The sequence below is a fragment of the Telluria mixta genome (genome assembly GCF_029223865.1).
In the GTDB taxonomy this organism is placed as follows: domain Bacteria; phylum Pseudomonadota; class Gammaproteobacteria; order Burkholderiales; family Burkholderiaceae_D; genus Telluria; species Telluria mixta.
On record NZ_CP119520.1, the window covers coordinates 7,057,641 to 7,078,139 of the forward strand.

Sequence of the window (20,499 nt, forward strand, 5' to 3'; positions counted from 1 at the left end):
CATTCATTAACTCACGCGATGCTCCAGAATTATGGCCAAGCTCAACCACGTATTCGTCCACCGCTTTTGCACCCGGATGGTGTCCCTGCATCGCACGACGAAAATCGCGCTGATGGTCACGGCCGATCTGATCGCATTGCCATTTTGTTTTCTGGCCGCGATGCTCCTGCGCGGCGGCGATTTGAAACTCGCGTCCCATTACGGGCCCGGTTCTTATGTCCTCGTAGCGATCGTCACCATTGCGGCTTTTTTCATTTCGGATCTTTATCGCGCCGTAATCCGTTTTATCGACCAGCGATTATTGAGCGCAACCGGCCTTGCCCTGGCAATTGCCGTTCTTTGCGCATATACCATCACATTTTCGGTGAATGAAGCGAATTTTCCACGCAGTGCTTTGGCAATTTACTGGTTTATCGCTTTTTCGTATGTCATTGCATCCCGCGTCGGCGTGCGCAATCTTCTGCGCACTCTGAACGGGAACCAGCGCGGCACGTCGGAAGTGGTCGCCATCTACGGCGCCGGAGAATCGGGCGCCCAACTGGCGCAGACGATGCGCAACAGCGACGAATATCGTCCGGTCTGCTTTTTCGACGACAAGCGCGCACTCAGTGAACGCACCATTGGCGGCCTCCGCGTTTTCCACACCGATCGCCTGGTGGAAACGGTCAAGGCCATGGGCATCCGCTCCATCGTGATCGCCATCCCGGCCGCGGCCCCCGGACGCCTGCGTGACATCATGCAGCGGCTGGCCCAGGCCGGGATCAGCACCAAGATCCTGAGCCGTCTCGTCGACCTTGCCGACGACAAGGTCACGCCGCGCGAGAGCATCCGCGACCTGAAATTCGAAGACCTTCTCGGCCGCGCGCCGGTACCGCCTCGCCTCGACCTGTTCGCTCTCTGCGTACGCGCAAAAAACGTCATGGTGACGGGGGCCGGCGGCTCCATCGGGAGCGAGCTTTGTCGGCAGATCGCCACGCTGAGGCCCAGCCGGTTGCATCTGCTCGACCACTCCGAGTTTGCGCTATACACGGTCCGCCAGGAGATCGCCAATCGCTTTCCGGACGTCCCCGTCGAAGCACACCTGGGCTCCGTCTGCAATGCGGACCTGGTCGAACGCATCCTCCGCGACAATCGCGTCGACACCATTTACCACGCCGCCGCCTACAAGCACGTTCCCCTTGTCGAAACGAATATCGTCGAAGGCCTGCGCAACAACGTGATGGGCGCCCAGGTGGTCGCCACGGCTGCGGCAAGGCATGGCGTCGAAACCTGCGTGCTGATTTCAAGCGACAAGGCGGTGCGTCCGACCAACATCATGGGCGCCAGCAAGCGCATCGCAGAACTCATCTTCCAGGCAGCGGCCGCGAGACCCGGCACGGACACGACATTCTGCATGGTCCGCTTCGGGAACGTGCTGGGGTCGTCGGGTTCGGTGATTCCCCTGTTCCAACGCCAGATCGCACGCGGCGGCCCGGTCACCATCACGCACCCCGAGGTGTCGCGCTACTTCATGCTGATTCCCGAAGCGGCCCAGTTGGTGATCCAGGCAGGGGCGATGGCAAAGGGGGGCGACGTGTTCGTGCTCGACATGGGCGAGCCCGTACGTATCGTGGACCTCGCACGGACGCTGATCGCGTTGTCCGGCCTGACCGAGAAAACGCAGCAGAATCCGGGCGGGGACGTCGAAATCCGCTTTGTCGGCCTCTTCCCTGGCGAAAAGCTGCACGAGGAATTGCTGACCGACGGCGTCGTCTTCCCGAGCGAACACCCGCGCATCATGCGCATGAAAGAAAACGCCTTGCGGCCGAGCGTGCTGGACACCTTCATCAACTGCCTGATGATGGCCTGCGACACGCACGAACGCGGCCTGATCGAAGGCATGGTCAAGGCCATCGTCACCGAATACAACCCCGGCCGGCATGCCGAAGGGCCCGTGTCGGCTCCATCTGCGGCGCCGGCTCCGGCCCCGGCTTCATCCCCGGCTGTTGCGACACAGGCCCCGATCGCTGCGCCGCAGGAACGTCTGGCCCTGATCAAGAAATTCGTGCCGTTCCGGATATAGGCGCGAAGACCTGAACGCCCCTTTTACCCAACCCGTTTGGCGAGGACACACATGCGTGACGAAAGCAAACCGGCTTATCTCGAACAGCTCACTACCCGTCTGAGTGAGCGCACTGCCCTCATCGGCATCATCGGCCTGGGCTATGTCGGCCTGCCGCTGACGCTACGCTATGCCGAAGCCGGCTTCCGCGTACTCGGGATCGACATCGACGGCGGCAAGGTCGAGCGTCTCAACCGGGGTGAAAGCTACATCAACCACATCCCCGCTGCCGACATCGCACATGCGCGCAGCCACGGCTTCGAAGCGACCACCGATTTCACGCGCGCAGGCGAACCGGACGCATTGATCATCTGCGTGCCGACGCCGCTCAACCCGTATCGCGAACCCGACCTGTCCTTCGTCCTGGACACGACGGACGCTCTCCTGCCCTTCCTGCGCCCTGGGCAGGTACTGTCTTTGGAAAGTACCACGTACCCGGGTACCACCGACGAGGAACTCAAGCCGCGCCTCGAATCGCGCAGCTTCGTCATTGGACGCGACATGTTTCTCGTGTTCTCGCCGGAACGCGAGGACCCGGGCAATCCCGACTTCCACACCCGTACGATACCCAAGGTGTGCGGCGGCGTCACGCCGGCCTGTCTCGAAGCGGGGATCGCACTGTACAGCGCGGCAATCGACCGTGTCGTACCCGTCAGTTCAACCCGCGCGGCGGAGCTGACCAAGCTGCTGGAAAACATCCACCGGGCCGTCAACATCGGTCTCGTCAACGAGATGAAGATCATCGCGGACCGCATGAAGATCGACATCCACGAGGTCATCCGCGCGGCCGCAACGAAACCCTTCGGCTTCACCCCTTATTACCCCGGGCCCGGTCTCGGCGGGCACTGCATCCCGATCGACCCGTTTTATCTGACGTGGAAAGCACGCGAATACGGGCTGCACACGCGCTTCATCGAACTCGCCGGGGAAATCAACAGCGACATGCCCCACTGGGTCGTCAGCAAACTCGCCGATGCCCTGAACCAGCGCGGCAAAGCGGTCATGGGCAGCCGCGTGCTTGTCCTGGGCATCGCCTACAAAAAAGACGTCGAGGACATGCGGGAATCACCGTCCGTCGAACTGATGGAAATCCTGCGCGACAAAGGGGCGGTCGTCGACTATGCCGATCCACATGTACCCGTCTTTCCACGCATGCGCGAACACCACTTCGACCTGAAAAGCGTCGAACTCACCCCGCAGCGCATCGCTTCCTACGACGTCGTACTGCTGGCCACGGCACACTCCGCCTTCGACTACGACCTTGTACGACAGTACGCCAGTCTCATCGTCGACACACGCGGCGTCTACCTCGCCGCCCTGCCGAACGTCGTAAAAGCCTGAGGACCGCCATGATGCGCCACTATCCTGCTCCCATCCCGGACCGCAAGATCCGCTTCGCGCTGGTCGGTTGCGGCCGCATCGCCAACAACCACTTCGAGGCCCTGCGCAAGCACCACGACCGCGCCGAGCTGGTTGGCGTCTGCGACGTCGACCCGCGTGCGCTCGACCGCGCGGTCGGGATGACCGGCGCCGAAGGCTATACCAGTCTCCAGGAGATGCTGCGCCGCGTGGACGCCGACATCGTCGTCGTCACCACGCCTTCCGGCCTGCATCCCGAGCAATCGATCCAGATCGCCAACAGCGGCCGGCACGTGATGACTGAAAAGCCGATGGCGACCCGCTGGGAGGACGGCAAGCGCATGGTGGCCGCGGCCGACGCTGCCGGGGTACGCATGTTCGTGGTCAAGCAGAACCGCCGCAACGCCACCCTGCAGCTGCTCAAGCAGGCGGTCGACAAGAAGCGCTTCGGCCGCATCTATATGGTCAACCTGAACGTGTTCTGGACCCGCCCGCCCGAGTACTACCACAGCGCGAAGTGGCGCGGCACCTGGGAGTTCGACGGCGGCGCCTTCATGAACCAGGCCAGCCACTACGTCGACCTGATCGACTGGATCGTCGGCCCGGTCGAGAGCCTGCAGGCCTATACCGCTACCCTGGCGCGCGACATCGAGGTCGAGGACACCGGGGTACTCAGCCTGCGCTGGCGCAACGGCGCGCTGGGTTCGATGAACGTCACCATGCTGACTTACCCGCGCAACCTCGAAGGCTCGATCACGGTCCTGGGCGAGCACGGCACGGTGCGCATCGGCGGCGTGGCCGTGAACGAGATTCAGCAATGGGAATTCGCCACGTCCGATCCGGACGACGACAAGGTGCGCGACGCCAGCTATGAAACCACCTCGGTCTACGGCTTTGGCCACCCGCTGTACTACGACAACGTGATCAAGGTACTGCGCGGCGAGGCGGAGCCCGAGACCGACGGACGCGAGGGCCTGAAATCGCTCGAAGTGCTGATCGCCGCCTACAAATCAGCGCGCGACGGCAAGCGCGTGGCCCTGCCGCTGGAGTACTGACCATGAACGCTCCCTTCGACAGCAAGGCCGTCCACCCGAGCGCGATCGTCGACGACGGCGCCGTGCTCGGTCCCGGCACGCGGGTCTGGCACTTCGCGCATGTCTGCGGCGGTGCCCGCATCGGCGCCGGCTGCTCGCTCGGCCAGAACGTTTTTGTGGGCAACGACGTCGTCATCGGGGACCGCGTCAAGATCCAGAACAACGTCTCCGTCTACGACGCGGTGACGCTCGAAGACGAAGTGTTCTGCGGCCCCAGCATGGTCTTCACGAACGTCTATAACCCGCGCGCCGGCATCGTCCGCAAGGATCAATACCGGCGCACCCTGGTCCGGCGCGGCGCCAGCATCGGCGCCAACGCCACCATCGTCTGCGGCGTGACGATCGGTTCCTATGCCTTCATCGGCGCCGGCGCCGTGGTCAAGCGCGACGTGCCCGACTTCGCCCTGATGGCCGGCGTGCCGGCGCGCCAGGTCGGCTGGATCAGCCGTTTCGGCGAACGCCTGCCGCTGCCGCTGGCCGGCAACGGCGAGGCGGTCTGTCCCCATACCGGCGAATCGTACCTGCTGGTCGACGGCGTCTGCAGCATCGTTTCCACCCACTCCTGTCCCTGAACCACACTGAATCGCGAACGGACCGATCACCATGGAATTCATCGACCTCAAGTCCCAATATCAAGCATCGCGCGACCTGATCAATGGCCGCATCCAGGCTGTCCTCGACCATGGCCAGTACATCATGGGCCCCGAAGTGGCCGAACTCGAGGAGCGCCTGGCCCGGTACACAGGCGCCAGCCACTGCATCACCGTGGCCTCCGGGACGGAGGCGTTGCTGATTGCGCTGATGGCGCTGGGCGTGGGCCGCGGCGACGAAGTGATCACCACCCCCTTCACCTTCATTGCCACCGCCGAGGCCATCGTGCTGCTCGGGGCGACCCCGGTATTCGTCGACATCGATCCGGTCACCTGCAATATCGCGCCGGGGCTGATCGAAGAGAAGATCACGGCGCGCACCCGGGCGATCATCCCCGTGTCCCTGTACGGACAGCCGGCGGACATGGACGAGATCAATGCGATCGCCCTGCGCCACGGTCTCACCGTCATCGAGGACGCCGCCCAGAGCTTCGGCGCCACCTACCGCGGCAGACAAAGCTGCAACCTGTCCGCGATCGGCTGCACCAGCTTCTTTCCCAGCAAGCCGCTCGGCTGCTATGGCGATGGGGGTGCCCTGTTCACCAGTGACGACGAGCTGGCCAAGGCCATGCGCGAAATCCGCGTGCACGGGCAGTCGAAGCGCTACGTGCACACCCGCATCGGCGTTGGCGGCCGCATGGACACCCTGCAGTGCGCAATCGTGCTGGCCAAGCTGGAGCTGTTCGACTGGGAATTGCAGCAACGCCAGCGCGCCGCCGCCGTCTACGATTCGCTGTTGCTCGACGGGGACACGGAAGTCCGTCCTGTCGGCCGGCGGGATGACCGCACCAGCGTCTACGCCCAGTACACCGTGGTACTGGAACAGCGCGATGTGCTGCAGGCGGCGCTGCTCCGGGCCGGGATTCCGACCGCCATCCATTACCCGGTCCCCATCCACCGCCAGCCTGCGTATGCATCGCCGGGCTCAACGGATGCCTGTCCGGTTTCCGTCGAGATGGCAGGAAAAGTGATGAGCCTGCCGATGGGCCCCTATCTGTCGACGGCGAATGCGCAACAGGTTGCCACTGTATTGCTGACCGCCGCGGACGTCACCCGACGCAGCAGCTCGGACCCCGTGGCATTGCCGGAGTAGGCCGTTCACGCAGAAGGATGCCCCACAATGTGCAAGATCGTGCATCTCACATCAGCCCACCCTCGCAACGACACGCGCATCTTCATCAAGCAGTGTCGGACCCTGGCCGCGCACGGGTATGACGTGACCCTGGTCGTTGCCGACGGCCTGGGTGACGAACAACGCGATGGGGTATCGATCACCGATGTTGGGTGCCTGCGTGGCCGCGTCAAGCGCGTCCTGACGACCACGCACCGCGTCGGCGACAAGGCGATCGCTCTCGATGCAGATATCTATCAACTGCATGATCCCGAGCTGCTCCTCGTCGGATTGCGGCTCAAGCGGCGCGGCAAGAAGGTCATCTTCGACTCGCATGAGGATGTTGCGCGCCAGCTCCTGGGCAAGCCATACCTGGGCCCTTTGTCGCGCATGATGCTGTCCTCCGCCTATTCGGCTGTGGAGCGGCATGCCTGCTCGCGCTTCGACGGGATCATCACCGCAACCCCGTTCATCAGAGACAATTTCCTCAAGATTCATCCCCTCACTGTCGACGTCAACAATTTCCCCATGGTGGGAGAACTCGATGGCGGCGGACCATGGGAAAACAAGCAGGCCGAGGTCTGCTATGTCGGCGGTATCGGCGGTATCCGCGGCATCCGCGAACTGGTCCAGGCGGGTCAATTCCTGGACTCGGCGGCACGGGTGAACCTGGTCGGGACGTTTTCCGAACCGTCGGTCGAGGCGGAAGTGAAGGCCAGCCCTGGATGGCGGCGCGTGAATGCGCATGGTTTCCTCGACCGCCGGGGTGTGCGTGAAGTGATGAAGCGTTCCCTGGCGGGCATCGTGACCTTTCATCCGCTCCCGAACCACCTGGATTCCCACCCGACCAAGATGTTCGAGTACATGTCGTCCGGTATTCCCGTGATCGCCTCGAATTTCCCGCTCTGGCGCGACATCATCGAAGGCAATCAGTGCGGGATCTGCGTCGACCCGCTCGATCCTAAAGCGATCGCAGCCGCGATCGATTACGTTGTGACCCATCCACAGGCCGCGCAGGCAATGGGCGAAAACGGCCGCCGGGCCGTGCTGGAGAAGTACAACTGGACCGTCCAGGCAAACAGGCTGACCGACTTCTACGGAGCGATATCCCATGACAGGCAAGCTTTCGCAGCTGTTTAATCTGGCGCTCGACATCAGCAAACTCCCCGTCGCACGCCTCGAATTTCGATTGGACCTGAATCCGGATGCGGTGCGGCGCATGCACGCCCATTTCACCAAGCCTCACCCGAAGTACAAAATCTTCCAGAACAAATCGTTAGGCGCGGCGCTGGTCGACCTGAAGCGCTTTGCCAACCCCGAAACGTATATGGAGAACGTGAAGGGTCGAAACTCGGCGGCCTACCACGCCAGGAAGGCCAGGTCGCGCGGCTACACGGTCGTAGAGATCGACAAGAACGATTTCGTGGAGGACATCCATGAGATCAACACTTCGCTCGATCAGCGCCAGGGCCGGCCGATGCCCGAGGCATATCGGCAAAAACAGGCTCAGTTTATCGTGGAAAAAAATTACAAGTATTTTGGGGTGTTAAATCCCGCTGGAAAACTGACGGCCTACAGTGACGTCGGGTTGTTCGGCAATTTTGTCGCCTTCGATCGCCTGCTCGGCCTGCGCAACAATGACGGCGCCATGCACCTGATGGTGACGGAGATTATCTGCAGGATGATCGAGACCCACGCCTACGGCTACCTCATGTATGACACGTTCTTCGGTGCCAGTCCCGGGCTCAGGACCTTCAAGACGATGCTCGGTTTCGAACCCTATCGCGCGAAATATTCACTCCAATGACTACCTTACTAAGGCGCATCTACAGCGATTATGGGATGCCGTCGCGCCTGCGTACGCACGAAAAACTGATTTGTGCCGCCAGGGACGCCGGCTATATCCAGACCTCGCTCCGGGATTTCCTCGACCGTACACGGACCGGCCACTCGGCGGCCTCGACAGTCATCGTGCACAGGCATGACATCGATACGGACCTGCGCACGACCAGGAAATTATTCGAGATGGAGAGAAGGTATGGCATCAAGGCGAGCTATTACTTCCGATTGTCGACGCTTGATTTTGGCCTGATGCGTGAAATTGAAGACTACGGCAGCGAGGCCAGCTACCACTACGAAGAAGTGGCATCTTTCGCCAAGAAGAACAAGATCAAGGATCCTGCCCTCGTGCGGGATCGTCTTCCCGAAATCAGGAATGTCTTTCGCAACAACTTCCAGTGGTTCGAGCAGCAGCTCGGAAAAAAGCTTCGCACCGTCGCCGGCCATGGGGACTTCGCGAACCGCCGCCTGAAGGTGAACAATACGGAGATTCTCGCCGACGACCAGTTGCGCGAAGAATGCGGCATCGAGTGCGAGGCCTACGACCGCTTCCTGCTCGACCACATCGACATGTATATCGTGGATCGGCCGCCTCCACAATATTACTGGCCGACCTCTCCCCTGAATGTGGTCGCCGCACACCGCAGCTTTTGTCTCGTGACCCACCCGCGGCAGTTTGAAACGAATTGGAAGGAAAACACCAAGGACAATCTTTTCCGCTTTTATGAAGCTGTGACCTGGTAAGCCTCGCCCCCACTCAACCGGCAAGCAAAAAAAGCTCATGAATCCAAAGAAAATCGTCACAGTGATCGGCGCCCGCCCCCAATTCATCAAGGCGAGTGCCGTCTCCGCCGTCCTCGCCGAGTCCGACCAACTTCGTGAAATCGTCGTGCACACGGGCCAGCACTTCGACACCAACATGTCGGATGTCTTTTTTTCAGAGCTGGGGATGATGCCGCCCGCTTATCAATGCGGGATTCACGGCGGCACGCATGGGGACATGACTGGACGCATGTTGATCGACATTGAAAAAATATTGTTCCACGAAAAGCCCGATGCCGTCCTGGTATATGGCGATACCAATTCCACGCTTGCAGCATCCTTGGCGGCGATCAAGTTGCACATCCCGATCGCGCACGTCGAAGCAGGTTTGCGTTCTTTTAACATGAGATCCCCGGAAGAGGTCAACCGCATTCTCACAGACCGGGTCTCGCGCTGGCTTTTCACACCCAACCATGTGGCCGGCGTGCATTTGCTGGACGAAGGGGCCAGCCCCGGTCGGATTCATCAGGTTGGCGACGTCATGCTCGATGTCGCGCTTCGGCATGGCGCACGGGTCACGCCAGACGGGGGCGTACTGGCCCGACTGCGGGACAAGCACGGCGTCCGGGCTGGCGAGTATTGTCTGGCCACCATTCACCGCGCAGAGAATACCGACGATCCCGTCAGAGTTACGACGATTGTCGACGCCCTTACGCATTTCGCCAGGGATATCCAAATAGTGATGCCCCTGCATCCCCGGACACGCACCACCCTCGCGGAACAGGGCAAATTGCAGGCATTGCAGGACGCAGTGGTCCTGCTGGATCCACTGGGTTATCTGGCGATGGTGCAGTTGGAGAAGCACGCTGCGATCATTGCTACCGATTCCGGTGGTGTACAGAAAGAAGCCTTTTTCTATCGAGTTCCCTGTGTAACCTTACGGAACGAAACCGAATGGACAGAGTTGGTGGACGCCGGGTGGAACCGGCTGGCGCCACCGGTCGATGCCACCTCGGTGCTGCAGTCGCTGCGTGCCGGCCTTGGAAGTATCGGCGACGACATTGCCCCTTATGGCTCGGGGGACGCCGCAGTCCGGATCGTGCAACGTCTATCGAACGAGCTTGCCTGAACCGCCGGCACTCTGCCTGGCAGGGCGACGCCAGAGCGGCGTCGACCGACATCACGGAGGTACGCATGACGGAGACCACACCATTCGATAAACCCTGCCGTGTGCCAGACGTTCACAGAGCCCGAGCCCGCGGCGACCTGTGGCTTCCAGTGGCCGCGCGCGGCGTTTCACTCCTGGGCTTGGCCGTCCTGCTCGCCTCCTGTGCCGACACCAGGCAGCTGTACGTGTCACCCCATGGCGCCGACTCGAACCCCGGGACGAAAGACGAGCCCTTCTTGACGATCGGGCGAGCAGATGCCGCCGCCGCGCCCGGCTACACCATCCATGTGGCCCCCGGCGAATACAAGGTTTCCGCCCCAGGTCCCGACAGCGCGGGCATCGACACGCTGCGTAGCGGTACACCGTCCGCTCGGCTCAAATTCGTATCGGACGTCAGATGGGGCGCAAAAATCATCGTGTCGGGAACCGGCATCGCCTGGCACTCCAAGGGGAACTATGTCGATATCGAGGGGTTCGACATCAGCGGCACCGGGCGGCACGGCATTTTGGCGGACGGGACGAATCTCACGATCGCGAACAACTTCATTCACGACCTGACGGTCAGCGGCGGCTGCACGGGTAACGGCGGCGCCGCGATCGATACCAACGGCGGCGCCGGAAAGGTGCTCATCAAAGGAAACGTCGTCAGGAATATCGGCTACTCGATGATCGGAAAGTGCAACACGGTGCAGGGAATTTACATCGCCAACCCGAAGAATACGGTCGTCGACAACATTGTTTCTGGCGTTGCACTGGCAGGCATTCAACAGTGGCATGGCGCCACCGATTCAACCATCATGCACAACACGGTTTTCCGCTGCAAAATCGGCATACTCATCGGCGGCGGAGACGCTGGAACCTTGCCGAACGGGTCAGAAAACAACTACGTTGCCAACAATATCGTCTACGACAACATCACCTACGGGATTATCGAAGGCGGCAAGGTCGGCGCCAACAACCGCTACATTGATAACCTGGTGTACTTGAGCGGCACCAATGTGCACGCGGCTGGCCACATCAGCGGCACGATCTCAGCCGATCCCGAGTTCGTGAATTACCAGGCAGATGGTACTGGTGATTATCGTTTACAAAAAACCTCACCGGCTATCCGTAAAAGCGTCGAGTCCCCCGTATCGCCAGACGTGGCTTCCGCGTCTGCCCACGACACGCGGGTAGAGCTCGGCGCATACAGCTCCGGGGCAGCCGGACATTAACCGGAGCGGCGCAGATCCGCTTTCGACGCACCGTTCAATGGCGCGTGCTGCCGAGCGGCGCACACGTCCACATCGCAGGTCCATCGATAAGGATGGTCGCGCCCGGAGAAATACAGCGCGACGTCGACCAGCCGGTGATTGATCGCAGACGGCTTCAAACTGCAGATGATAAAGAAAGTGAGCAAGCTGATCGCTACTGCCTGCGGATTGGCGACAGGTGCCGGCAGTGTGGCCGACAGGTGTACAAAGACACGGCCCGCAGCGACGCCAAGGAGCAGGCTCGCAAGAACCTCCGATGTCGTGTGAAACCTGAACACGATGAGCAGTACGCCGAGGCCGATACTAAGCACCACACCGAACGCGAATCCGCGCTTGCGCCATGTGTCGGGAGCGCCCTGCAGAAGGACGAAAAACAGAACAGGCAATACTGCCGCTGTCCGCCACGCATGACCGCTCAGCGCCTTGAAACCGAGCGCAGGAACAGACAGCCCCCACCCGAGGAAGGAAATCTTGGACAGTGCAACCAGCCCCAGCCCAGCGGCAAAGATCAGGCACCAGCACGAACCCAGCTTCCATGCGCGACCGGACATGAGCCAGACGGCGATCGCACCCGCCATCGGCACCATCATCGCCGTATGGCCGATATCGATGACATGCATCCACGACATCACGGGCCCGCCGGCAGTTCGGCGCCCTCCGCCATGGCCATGACTTCCCTGATGACCAGGCAGGTCTTCTGGATATCCTGATTGCTCAGGGACGGGTGTACGAGGAACATCAGGCTTGTTTCGCCTAATTCCTTCGCGACCGGCAACCGGTTCGTTGGGCGGAAACCTGTGTTGTCGAACGCCTTCTCCATATAGAGTTCCGAACAGGTGCCCTGGACGCATGGGACGCCCCTTGCAGAGATTTCCTCGATGATCCGGTCGCGCGTCCAGCCGCCTGCCAGCTTCTCGGGCTCCACGAACACATAGAACTTGTAGAAGGCATGTTGCACGTCGGCCGGCACCACTGGAACCCGCAATGCCGCACATTCCCGGCATGTTGCGGCAATCCTCGAGGCATTCGACTGGCGCTGAGACGTCCACATCGCCATGCGCTGGAGCTGGATACGCCCGATAACGGCCTGGGTTTCCAGCATCCGCCAGTTGGTACCAAAGGACTCGTGCACCCACCGGTACCCGGGAGGATGCTGACGTTCGTACATGGCGTCCCACGACTTGCCATGGTCCTTGTATGACCACATGGTGCTCCACCACTGACGGGAATTCGTGGTCACCATGCCGCCCTCGCCGCCCGTGGTCATGATCTTGTCCTGGCAAAATGACCAGGCGCCGATGTGACCGATGCTTCCCACCATCTGCCCCTTGTAGCGCGCCCCGTGGGCCTGGGCACAGTCCTCGATTACGAATATGTCGTGTTCTTGGGCAAGCTCCATAATCGGGTCCATGTCGCATGGCCAGCCTGCCAGGTGGACACAGATGATCGCCCTGGTACGCGGTGTCAGGACTGCCCGAATGGTCTCGGCCGTAATATTCTGGCTGTCCCGGTCCACATCGGCGAACACGGGAATCGCGCCCGCATTGACGATGCAACTCGCGGAAGCGAGGAACGTCCTTGGCGTCACGATCACCTCATCGCCCGGCGATATGCGAAGCGCCTTGAGTGCAACGTCCAGCGCCAGCGTACCGTTCGACAGTGCGACGGCGTACCGCGTCCCGACCCATGCCGCAAATTCCTTTTCGAACTCCCGGCATTCCGTGCCCGTCCAATAATTGACTTTATTCGACAAGATGACATTCTTGACCGCGGTTGCTTCCTCGACGGAGAAGCTTGGCCAGGTAGCGCATGAAGTACTCATGACATTATCCGAAAATAGTGTTAAAAATGTACTGAAAATCGCGCAACAGGGAATAGTTATTGAAGTATTCCCGGTTGATTCTTACCTTATCGGGCCAGATGATCCTGTCGTTATATGCCTCCGGATCGTCGACCGCCGCCAGGATGGACTCCTCATCCCTGTACTTGATGGAGGCCGGCCCGGTAATCCCGGGTCGCAATGAAAGAATGATGCGGTCCTCTCCTTGCAAACGGTCCGCATAGCCAGGCACATCCGGCCTGGGCCCGACAAAACTCATGCTTCCGATTAATACATTAAACAGCTGAGGCAATTCATCGAGTTTGTATTTTCTAAGAAAGCGGCCGGATCGCGAAATCGAACTGATATTTCTTGACGCGATGGGACTGCGCTTGCCGTCACCCGGATACATCGTCTTGATCTTGCAAACGTGAATGACACGGCCATGGCGCCCGATACGCCTTTGTATAAAAAATCCATTGCTGTGGGTATCGAGCGCCGCGACAAGCCAGCATAGGAGTATTACCGGCGCAAACAGCAGCAACCCCGCAAGCGATGCAACGATGTCAAATGCTCTTTTAAATAAAATGTCGATTCTGGACATTTTATCGACCTCTCAAATGAGCAATGCTTCTGCGCTCTATTAACAACAGGCAGCCAGAAAACGTTCGCTCAGGAAGGGGTAAGTATGGTTATCCATGACAAAACGCTTGCCGCACAGCCCCATGGCTTGACGCTCCCCGGGGGCAAAGCCAGCAGCTTCCGGATACCTTGCGCCGCAACCTCCGGATTTTCCGGTGCAACCGTCAAACCGCAGCCAGCTTCGCCTACCGGATCGTTACCGGCCTCGACGGCATGCAATACTGGGCGGGCAGCCATCATGTAATCCATCAGCTTGTTTGGCGCGATGCCGAAACGGTAGAGGGACTGGCGTTGCCAGCCGATATAAGCGATGTCGAAACGCTGGAGCAGTGCCGGGATCTGCTCCTTGGGCACCGGATCGATGAAGCGGACGTTTTGCAACTGCTCCGCCCGCGCCCGGCGCTGCAAGCCTGATTTCTCCGGCCCGCTTCCAACCAGCACAAAAACCACTTTCTCGTCGCGCATGAGTGCCGCGGCATCGAGCAAGGTGTTCAGCGAGTTCGAGACGCCGTGAGTCCCCGCATAGCCAACCACAAAGTTTCCTGCATTCCTGATAGCGGAAAGTGCCACCTCGACGTTTGCCTGGAGTTCGGCACGTCCTGACGACCATTCCCACGGATCGACGCCGTTCGGGACGATATGTAGCCTGTCACGTGGTACTCCGCGGGATTCCACGTACTCATGCACCTTTGGAAGCATCGACACGACCGTATCCGCATGACGATAGGCGTAGTCCTCGGCTGCCTGAAGCACCATGATGAAAGGATGCCACCTCGACATCCCTCCCAGTTCCATTGGTGTCAGCGGCCATAAGTCATGTATTTCGAAAACAAGTTTGGCGCCGGCCGATTTTGCTATCCGGTGCGCGGGCCAGATATCCATTGGGTACGTGCTCGACGCAATCACCACATCCGGTTTGAACGATGTGGCAATCCGCTTGCTCTCGAGGAATAAACGGCTGACGAAGGAAGCCATATTGCGCACCCGCCCGATACCGTTGCCGGAATATTGGGGCGTTTGAAACCAGGTGTATTCAATGCCGTCGATGGTTTCTTCCTGGCGATATTGCCCTGCGAGCTGGGGCTGTCTGCTTCGAATGTGAGATTGCGAAGAGCCAACAATCTGCACATCATGTCCCATGCGCACCCACTCTCGTGCCAGGTAATATGGCCGATACTCCATGCCATAGCGTGGAGAACCCGCATAGTGATTGATGTAAAGAATTCGCATCGTTTCGAAATGTGATAATTCCAATCGGCGATCGCCCAATAGGATGAATTATCATATTTCGAAGAATTATCCAGACTGATTAAAATCAAGTTGCACGCCGCTTGAAAATCTCGCCCGTGCTTTGTGCGGCGTCAATAAGACCAATTCCCAATTCGATATCGTCCGACGGAGAACCGATTGCATGCCGACGGCCAGGTATAGCTATTCCAAAAAGGGAATTTATTATGAGAACTAAAAAAATACCGAGGGTTGTATTCCAGGTACACAGCCAAAGCGGCAATGACAGTTGGCATTCAGTATTTATTTCGCTGTTGCGCGGGCTGGCAGCTATTGAGGTTGCTGCCGCGCACCTGCGTGCCGACATGTACCCGGGCCTCCGTACCGTGACGGATCCATCGATCTGGTTCAAGGGATTCACGTTCGCCACCGGCTTCGCACACCATGCGGTGCTGGTGTTTTTCGTCATCAGCGGCTGGCTGGTGGGGGGCAGCCTGCTCGACAAGATCCGGCAGCCCGATGCGATCGCCAGCTATGCGATCGACCGTATAACGCGTTTGTGGACCGTGCTGATTCCGACCTTCGTGCTGACACTGCTGTTCGGTCTCGGTACCGGTATCGTGGATGCACAGGGCATCGATTTTCACCCTGCCAACGATTACTCCGCCATCGTCTTCGGCGCCAACCTGGTCGGCCTGCAGACCATCGCAACCCCCACTTTCGGCGGCAACTTCCCGCTGTGGAGCCTGGCCAACGAGACCTGGTATTACATACTGTTCCCGCTGTTGGTCGTTCTGTTTCGCGCCCCCGGCCTCGCCCTGCGCGTTGCGTGCGGCGCCACGCTGCTCCTGCTGGCAGCCCTGTTGCCCGCTGCGATCGTCGCCTATTTCGCGGTCTGGCTGCTGGGCGTGGCTTTTTCGCGGATCAGGATCGAGTGCAGCACCGCGCAGCGTGCGGGCTGGTTGATCCTGGTCGCCGCGCTGTGGGCGTATTACCGGCTCACCGGCGACATGAATGCGTTCACGCTGGCCAATATACTGCCCGACCTGGGATGCAGCCTGGTGTTCCTGGTGCTCTTGTCGAGCCTCCAATTCAAGGCCGCTGCAACGTCGAAGCTGCAGCCGCTCCTGGGCAGAATCGGAACCTTTTTCGCAGAATTTTCCTTCAGCCTCTATGTTGTTCATGTGCCGCTGATTGGCCTGCTGCAGCATTGGGCGTTGAAGCGTTGGGGGCTGCGCGAGCTGTCGCCGCACGAGCCGCTGCACTTCGCGATCTATCTGGGGATGCTTGCCGCGTTGCTCGCAGGAGCCTACTTGTCGTACCTGCTGTTCGAATCGCGCACGTACCAGATTCGGCGGCTGCTCAAACGCATGCTGCTGCAGCGCCCTGCCCACGCGCGCGTCTCGCCGACCTTTCGCGCCGACTAGGGCCCGGACGGGGTCTCCGGTGGGCAGGCACGGCGCTATGTTAAAACTCGTAAGCACCGATGTCGACAACTGCGCCGTGTGGTCCAGGAGCCATCAGCGGCGGCAGTTCCACCGGCCGAGGACAAGGCGCTCCTGATAAGGGCCACTGTTTGGGTCGACAGGCATTGTCGGCCGTGCCGACGCCACCCGCGGACAACAGGACGCCGGCATGCAACGAGCGACGTCTCGCTACGGCAAGCGCTCCCTCGGCGGTGCGACCCCGCCGGGGTGCACCGTTCCTGGCGTGGTCGCCTTACGCCGCGCAGCGTGAGTCGGCCCGGTCAACGCAAACAACACGAACAGCCACACTGGCGGTTCATAGAAAAACATCTTCTCGTTCAACGGGACGAGTACCAGCAAGATCGCCAACAGCACCCCGTTGACCCGGATCATCCGCACGAGCAGCCCCAACAGAGCTAGCGTCACCACCGCGCCGCCCCGTGTGGTCAGGTTGAACAGGACGCCGATGTCCTGGTAGTGGCAACGAACACATGGATCGCTAACGAAGCCGATGCCCACGAACTTTTCTTCGACACTCTTCGCGCGGTACGCGGCAAGGCCCTCGATCCGATGCGTCAAGCTACCGTCGGACGGTTGATTGATGAACCGCTCCTCCAAATGTGTCACGATGCCCGATGCGATCAGATACGTCGCGATCGCCGCGGCGAGAACGATGAGGTGGAGTGGCCGGACCTCTTTTCGCCACAGGTAGAGGCCCAACAATGTCACCAGCGGGACGAAATAGACGGACGAGCCCGAATTGGTCAGGAAAATGCCGATGATCGACACGCAAGTCAGCAACACCAGTCGCTCGCTGAATTCGGACACCAGCATCATGATCGCCAGCAGGCAACCCATATAGTTCGCATAGGTGCCCGGCTCGACGTGGAAACCGGAAAACCGCGTAATGTTCAGGTAGTCTTCGGAAAAGCGGCTCTCCGCGCCGAAGAGCATCTTGTAGAAGTCGACTATCCCGGCCGACGTCGCAAAAAACAGGAATGCCTGCAACACGATGAACAGAACGTTAAGCACCAGCAGCCATGCGATTGCCGCCCGGAATTCCCGTCGCCAATGGAACGAGAGCTCGTACAGGAGCATCGCCGCGCACATGTCGGCGGCGATGAGCATGGCGAACTGGCCGGGGTCGGAGGATGACCAGGGTTGCGTGCATAAAGATTAGCGACAGCACGAGCGACACATGCACAGTGGGCGCACGCAGCCGCACCGACCGGACCGCTAACAAGGGAAACAGCAGCATCAATGACACGCCCGCCACCAGGTACCGCGGAATCATCGAAGGATTGGGACCGCCCTGTTCGAATGGCGTAAAGAACAGAAACAGCGTGCAAAAGAACGCCAGGAACACCAGAGGCGACTCGAGGCGGCTCGGCGCGCTCATGTCAGGGACGGGATGCAATGTCGACCAGGGATTGGCCGAACTGCGGGTAATTATGGGCGGCGCTATATTTTGCTTGCCAATCGGAGCGCGCACGCGTGCGGTACGGCGCAGCCGATACCCTGTCGCGGAAGTGCGCCAGCGCGCCGGCAATCGTTGCGGCGTCCGGATCGGCCGGGATCAGGATCCCATTGCTTTCATTGACGATTTCGCCGTTGCCGCCAACGTCGGTCGCCACCATCGGGATCCCGACCGAACTCGCCTCCATGAGACTGACCGGAATCCCTTCGCTTGAACTGACGTTGACGAACACGTCAAATTTTTGCTCCCGGTACAGCTTCATGACATCCTCCTGCGCAAGATAGCCTGTAAATACGACCTCGGCACGCCTTCCCCCAGCTTCGACTGGGCGTAAGCCCGTAGCTCCTCGAACAGCCCACCGTCCCCGATGTGGGTCCACCGGACGCTCAGCGAAGGTTTTTCCTCCAGCAGGTGCGCAATCGCTTCGACGACGAGGTGGAGGCGCTTCTCCTCGACGACGAAGGAACACGAGACGACCGAGAGCGCTTCCTCCTGCGGCTGCGTGTTTTCGAACCCCGGGTCATCCACACCGAGGCGCGCCGTGAAGCATTTTCGTGCCGCCACCGGATGCTCCCGCATCACGTAGGCTCTGCCATGGTCCGAAATACTGAAGACCGCGTCGATGCCTGCCAACACGCCATGCCGCAACCCTGCATAGCCACCGCTGCGCTTGTCCTCATACAGGTCGCCGCGATGGGCTCGCGCCACCACCTTGAGCGAGGGCTGGTACACGTCCCGGAAACGGATCGCGCCTGCGATTTCCGGAAACATCCAGTAGAAATAGACCATGTCGATTTTCTTGTTCGCGTGCTTGATCTGCTCGACCAGGAAGCGCTCGAACAGACAAGCGCGGTACAAGGCTCGCGCCAATTCCTTCACGTTCTCCCAGCGGTGCGCGCCGCGCATGACACGCCGCGCATCATCGAGCCATGCGTAACGCCACAATCCTCCCAAAAATGAACTGACCAGGATGAAGCTTCGCCGCACGCCCCACCGCGCATTCGCGTAACCGAGATTGACCGGCAACGATGTCGGGCGCGGCGCGGCGTCCTGTGGATAGAAGCTCGGCACAAGTTCTACCTGCGCGAAACACTGGGACAGATATTCCAGTTCGGCCTTGATGAAGGCTTCGTTCCGGCCGTAAGGGTAAGAGGTGGTCACCACCAGTATGCGTTCTTGTTTCATTCACTCGTCTCCATCGACAAAGGTCACGACATCGGCTCGCATGCCACTGGCCTCTGCCCGTTTCACTGCCATGATCTTCCTGTACATGACGACGGTATAAAGGGCTGTGATCGAAAACGCGACCGTCGACGCGAGTGCCGCACCGCTCGTTCCCAGGACCGGAATGGCGAGGACGCCGCAGCCGGCATTGACCGCAAGGCACAGGATTGCGCCTTGGATGTTCACTCTTTGAAATCCCATCCCGGCAAGAGCATTGGAGATGATGCTCATATAGCTCCAGGTGACGATCCCGGGCAGCAAAATAATGAACGGTGCCACGCTGCCCCGAAAATCCTTGCCGAATGCGAGGGGGATCACGAACCACGAGACGGCGGCGGCGACCAGCGCGCCGGCCAGCGTCACCTGCACCACCAGTCTCGCAACTTTCGTCACCATCGCTTCCAGCGCCTCGGGCGACCTGCTGTTGGCGGCCGACTCCGGGTACACGATCGACGACGCGGCGCCCGAAAACAGCCACAGCATCTCCGCCAGCTGTACCGCGAGCGCGTAGAATCCGGTCGCGGTGGCGCCCAACATGAAGCTAACGAGATACAACGCGAGCCTGTAGTTAAGAAACGTGATGACATTGCTGACATGGGCGCGCAGCCCGAACGAAATCGCATCACGCAATCGGTACTCGCCGGCGGCGCCGGGCGCAATTTTCCGAAGCCGCGATTCGCTCATCAGCCAGAGCGACAGTTGGCCAATGAGGTGGCAGGTCACCACGGCCGCCACGCTGACGTTCCCGGTCACGCCCAATACGGCAACCGTGGCGAAAAATATGAAGGGGTGGACCAACAGCGTTTTGTTGTAGGTGCGGTAGTCGCGCTGGCCCCGGATCATCGACGATGACCACCCTGCCAGCAGCAGCAGCGGGAACAGGAGGCTGGCATACAGGGCCAGGCCTTTCTGTATGCCGGGAAGGTAACGGGCGATTTGTTGCTCGCTGCCTGCCACCAGCACCAGCGCGACCGCGATCCATAGCAGGGCCGCGAGGATCCAGTTCGCGATGCGCATCTGGCGCGGATTGCCGGAACCGGAGCTCAGGTGGTACACGTGGCTCGCGCCCATGCCGAGGTTGAGAAATGCGTACAGTGCCTGTGGCAGCAACATCGCCGTGGCCAGGACCCCGTTGCCCGCCGGCCCGAGCATCCGCGCGGTGATGCACATCCCCGCAAAATACAAGGAACCGGACATGATCTGGCGGGCGACAGTCGCGCCAATGGTCGCAGACAGGTTCAAGCGCGAATCCGGAGATCGCCCCAATGAGAACGCTGCAAACAGGCTTCGCATCATTGTCTTCCTCG

General features: G+C 60.4%; 19 protein-coding genes. 11 read left to right on the forward strand and 8 right to left on the reverse strand.

Going from position 1 to position 20,499, the window contains the following annotated elements:
• The first annotated feature begins 31 nt into the window (after positions 1-31).
• The 10 genes from P0M04_RS31005 (at position 32) to P0M04_RS31050 (ending at position 11,298) form a co-directional block, all read left to right on the forward strand.
• Positions 32-2,062: a polysaccharide biosynthesis protein gene (locus P0M04_RS31005; RefSeq protein ID WP_259450382.1), complete on the forward strand. Its 2,031-nt coding sequence runs from the start codon at positions 32-34 to the stop codon at positions 2,060-2,062.
• Between the two features lie 51 nt (positions 2,063-2,113).
• A complete protein-coding gene (locus P0M04_RS31010) occupies positions 2,114-3,442 on the forward strand; it encodes a nucleotide sugar dehydrogenase (protein WP_259450383.1) in 1,329 nt (442 codons plus the stop codon).
• A gap of 11 nt (positions 3,443-3,453) precedes the next feature.
• The gene (locus tag P0M04_RS31015) at positions 3,454-4,515 is read left to right on the forward strand and encodes a Gfo/Idh/MocA family protein (protein ID WP_259450460.1); all 1,062 of its coding nucleotides are present in this window, start codon (positions 3,454-3,456) and stop codon (positions 4,513-4,515) included.
• A 2-nt stretch (positions 4,516-4,517) separates the two neighbouring features.
• A complete protein-coding gene (locus P0M04_RS31020) occupies positions 4,518-5,126 on the forward strand; it encodes an acyltransferase (RefSeq protein WP_259450384.1) in 609 nt (202 codons plus the stop codon).
• 31 nt (positions 5,127-5,157) lie between these two features.
• Entirely contained in the window at positions 5,158-6,297 is a 1,140-nt protein-coding gene (locus P0M04_RS31025) for a DegT/DnrJ/EryC1/StrS family aminotransferase (RefSeq protein ID WP_259450385.1), read from the forward strand.
• 27 nt (positions 6,298-6,324) lie between these two features.
• Positions 6,325-7,455: a glycosyltransferase gene (locus P0M04_RS31030; RefSeq protein ID WP_259450386.1), complete on the forward strand. Its 1,131-nt coding sequence runs from the start codon at positions 6,325-6,327 to the stop codon at positions 7,453-7,455.
• Positions 7,427-8,122 (forward strand): hypothetical protein, encoded by a 696-nt coding sequence (locus P0M04_RS31035; protein ID WP_259450387.1) that lies wholly within the window; start codon positions 7,427-7,429, stop codon positions 8,120-8,122. The genes P0M04_RS31030 and P0M04_RS31035 overlap by 29 nt, the downstream gene beginning before the upstream one ends.
• Positions 8,123-8,157: 35 nt before the next feature.
• Complete coding sequence (locus P0M04_RS31040; protein ID WP_259450388.1) at positions 8,158-8,898, forward strand: polysaccharide deacetylase family protein; 741 nt, start codon at positions 8,158-8,160, stop codon at positions 8,896-8,898.
• A 37-nt stretch (positions 8,899-8,935) separates the two neighbouring features.
• Entirely contained in the window at positions 8,936-10,045 is a 1,110-nt protein-coding gene (gene wecB, locus P0M04_RS31045; RefSeq protein ID WP_259450389.1) for a non-hydrolyzing UDP-N-acetylglucosamine 2-epimerase, read from the forward strand.
• Positions 10,046-10,110: 65 nt separating this feature from the next.
• Positions 10,111-11,298, forward strand: a complete 1,188-nt coding sequence (locus P0M04_RS31050; RefSeq protein ID WP_259450390.1) for a right-handed parallel beta-helix repeat-containing protein — start codon at positions 10,111-10,113, stop codon at positions 11,296-11,298.
• On the opposite strand, the gene P0M04_RS31055 is transcribed toward P0M04_RS31050, so the two are convergent.
• The 4 genes from P0M04_RS31055 to P0M04_RS31070 all read right to left on the reverse strand — a co-directional run bounded on the left by P0M04_RS31055 (position 11,295) and on the right by P0M04_RS31070 (position 15,028).
• Positions 11,295-11,957, reverse strand: coding sequence for a hypothetical protein (locus P0M04_RS31055; protein WP_259450391.1), 663 nt, complete (start codon positions 11,955-11,957; stop codon positions 11,295-11,297). The genes P0M04_RS31050 and P0M04_RS31055 overlap by 4 nt on opposite strands.
• A gap of 8 nt (positions 11,958-11,965) precedes the next feature.
• The gene (locus P0M04_RS31060) at positions 11,966-13,159 is read right to left on the reverse strand and encodes a DegT/DnrJ/EryC1/StrS family aminotransferase (protein ID WP_259450392.1); all 1,194 of its coding nucleotides are present in this window, start codon (positions 13,157-13,159) and stop codon (positions 11,966-11,968) included.
• 4 nt (positions 13,160-13,163) lie between these two features.
• Positions 13,164-13,760, reverse strand: a complete 597-nt coding sequence (locus P0M04_RS31065) for a sugar transferase (protein WP_259450393.1) — start codon at positions 13,758-13,760, stop codon at positions 13,164-13,166.
• Positions 13,761-13,828: 68 nt separating this feature from the next.
• A complete protein-coding gene (locus P0M04_RS31070; RefSeq protein WP_307734317.1) occupies positions 13,829-15,028 on the reverse strand; it encodes a glycosyltransferase family 4 protein in 1,200 nt (399 codons plus the stop codon).
• Between the two features lie 224 nt (positions 15,029-15,252).
• On the opposite strand from P0M04_RS31070, the gene P0M04_RS31075 reads away from it, so the two are divergent.
• Entirely contained in the window at positions 15,253-16,452 is a 1,200-nt protein-coding gene (locus P0M04_RS31075) for an acyltransferase family protein (RefSeq protein WP_259450395.1), read from the forward strand.
• Between the two features lie 228 nt (positions 16,453-16,680).
• Here P0M04_RS31075 and P0M04_RS31080 read toward each other — a convergent pair whose 3' ends face one another.
• The 4 genes from P0M04_RS31080 to P0M04_RS31095 form a co-directional block, all read right to left on the reverse strand.
• Positions 16,681-17,619 (reverse strand): hypothetical protein, encoded by a 939-nt coding sequence (locus P0M04_RS31080; protein WP_259450396.1) that lies wholly within the window; start codon positions 17,617-17,619, stop codon positions 16,681-16,683.
• A 272-nt stretch (positions 17,620-17,891) separates the two neighbouring features.
• Complete coding sequence (locus P0M04_RS31085; protein ID WP_281042227.1) at positions 17,892-18,230, reverse strand: glycosyltransferase; 339 nt, start codon at positions 18,228-18,230, stop codon at positions 17,892-17,894.
• On the reverse strand, positions 18,227-19,153 hold the full coding sequence (locus P0M04_RS31090; protein ID WP_281042228.1) for a glycosyltransferase family protein: 927 nt from the start codon (positions 19,151-19,153) through the stop codon (positions 18,227-18,229). Before P0M04_RS31090 ends, P0M04_RS31085 begins: the two co-directional genes overlap by 4 nt.
• The gene (locus P0M04_RS31095; RefSeq protein WP_259450398.1) at positions 19,154-20,488 is read right to left on the reverse strand and encodes an oligosaccharide flippase family protein; all 1,335 of its coding nucleotides are present in this window, start codon (positions 20,486-20,488) and stop codon (positions 19,154-19,156) included. It abuts the gene before it with no gap.
• Between the last annotated feature and the right edge of the window lie 11 nt (positions 20,489-20,499).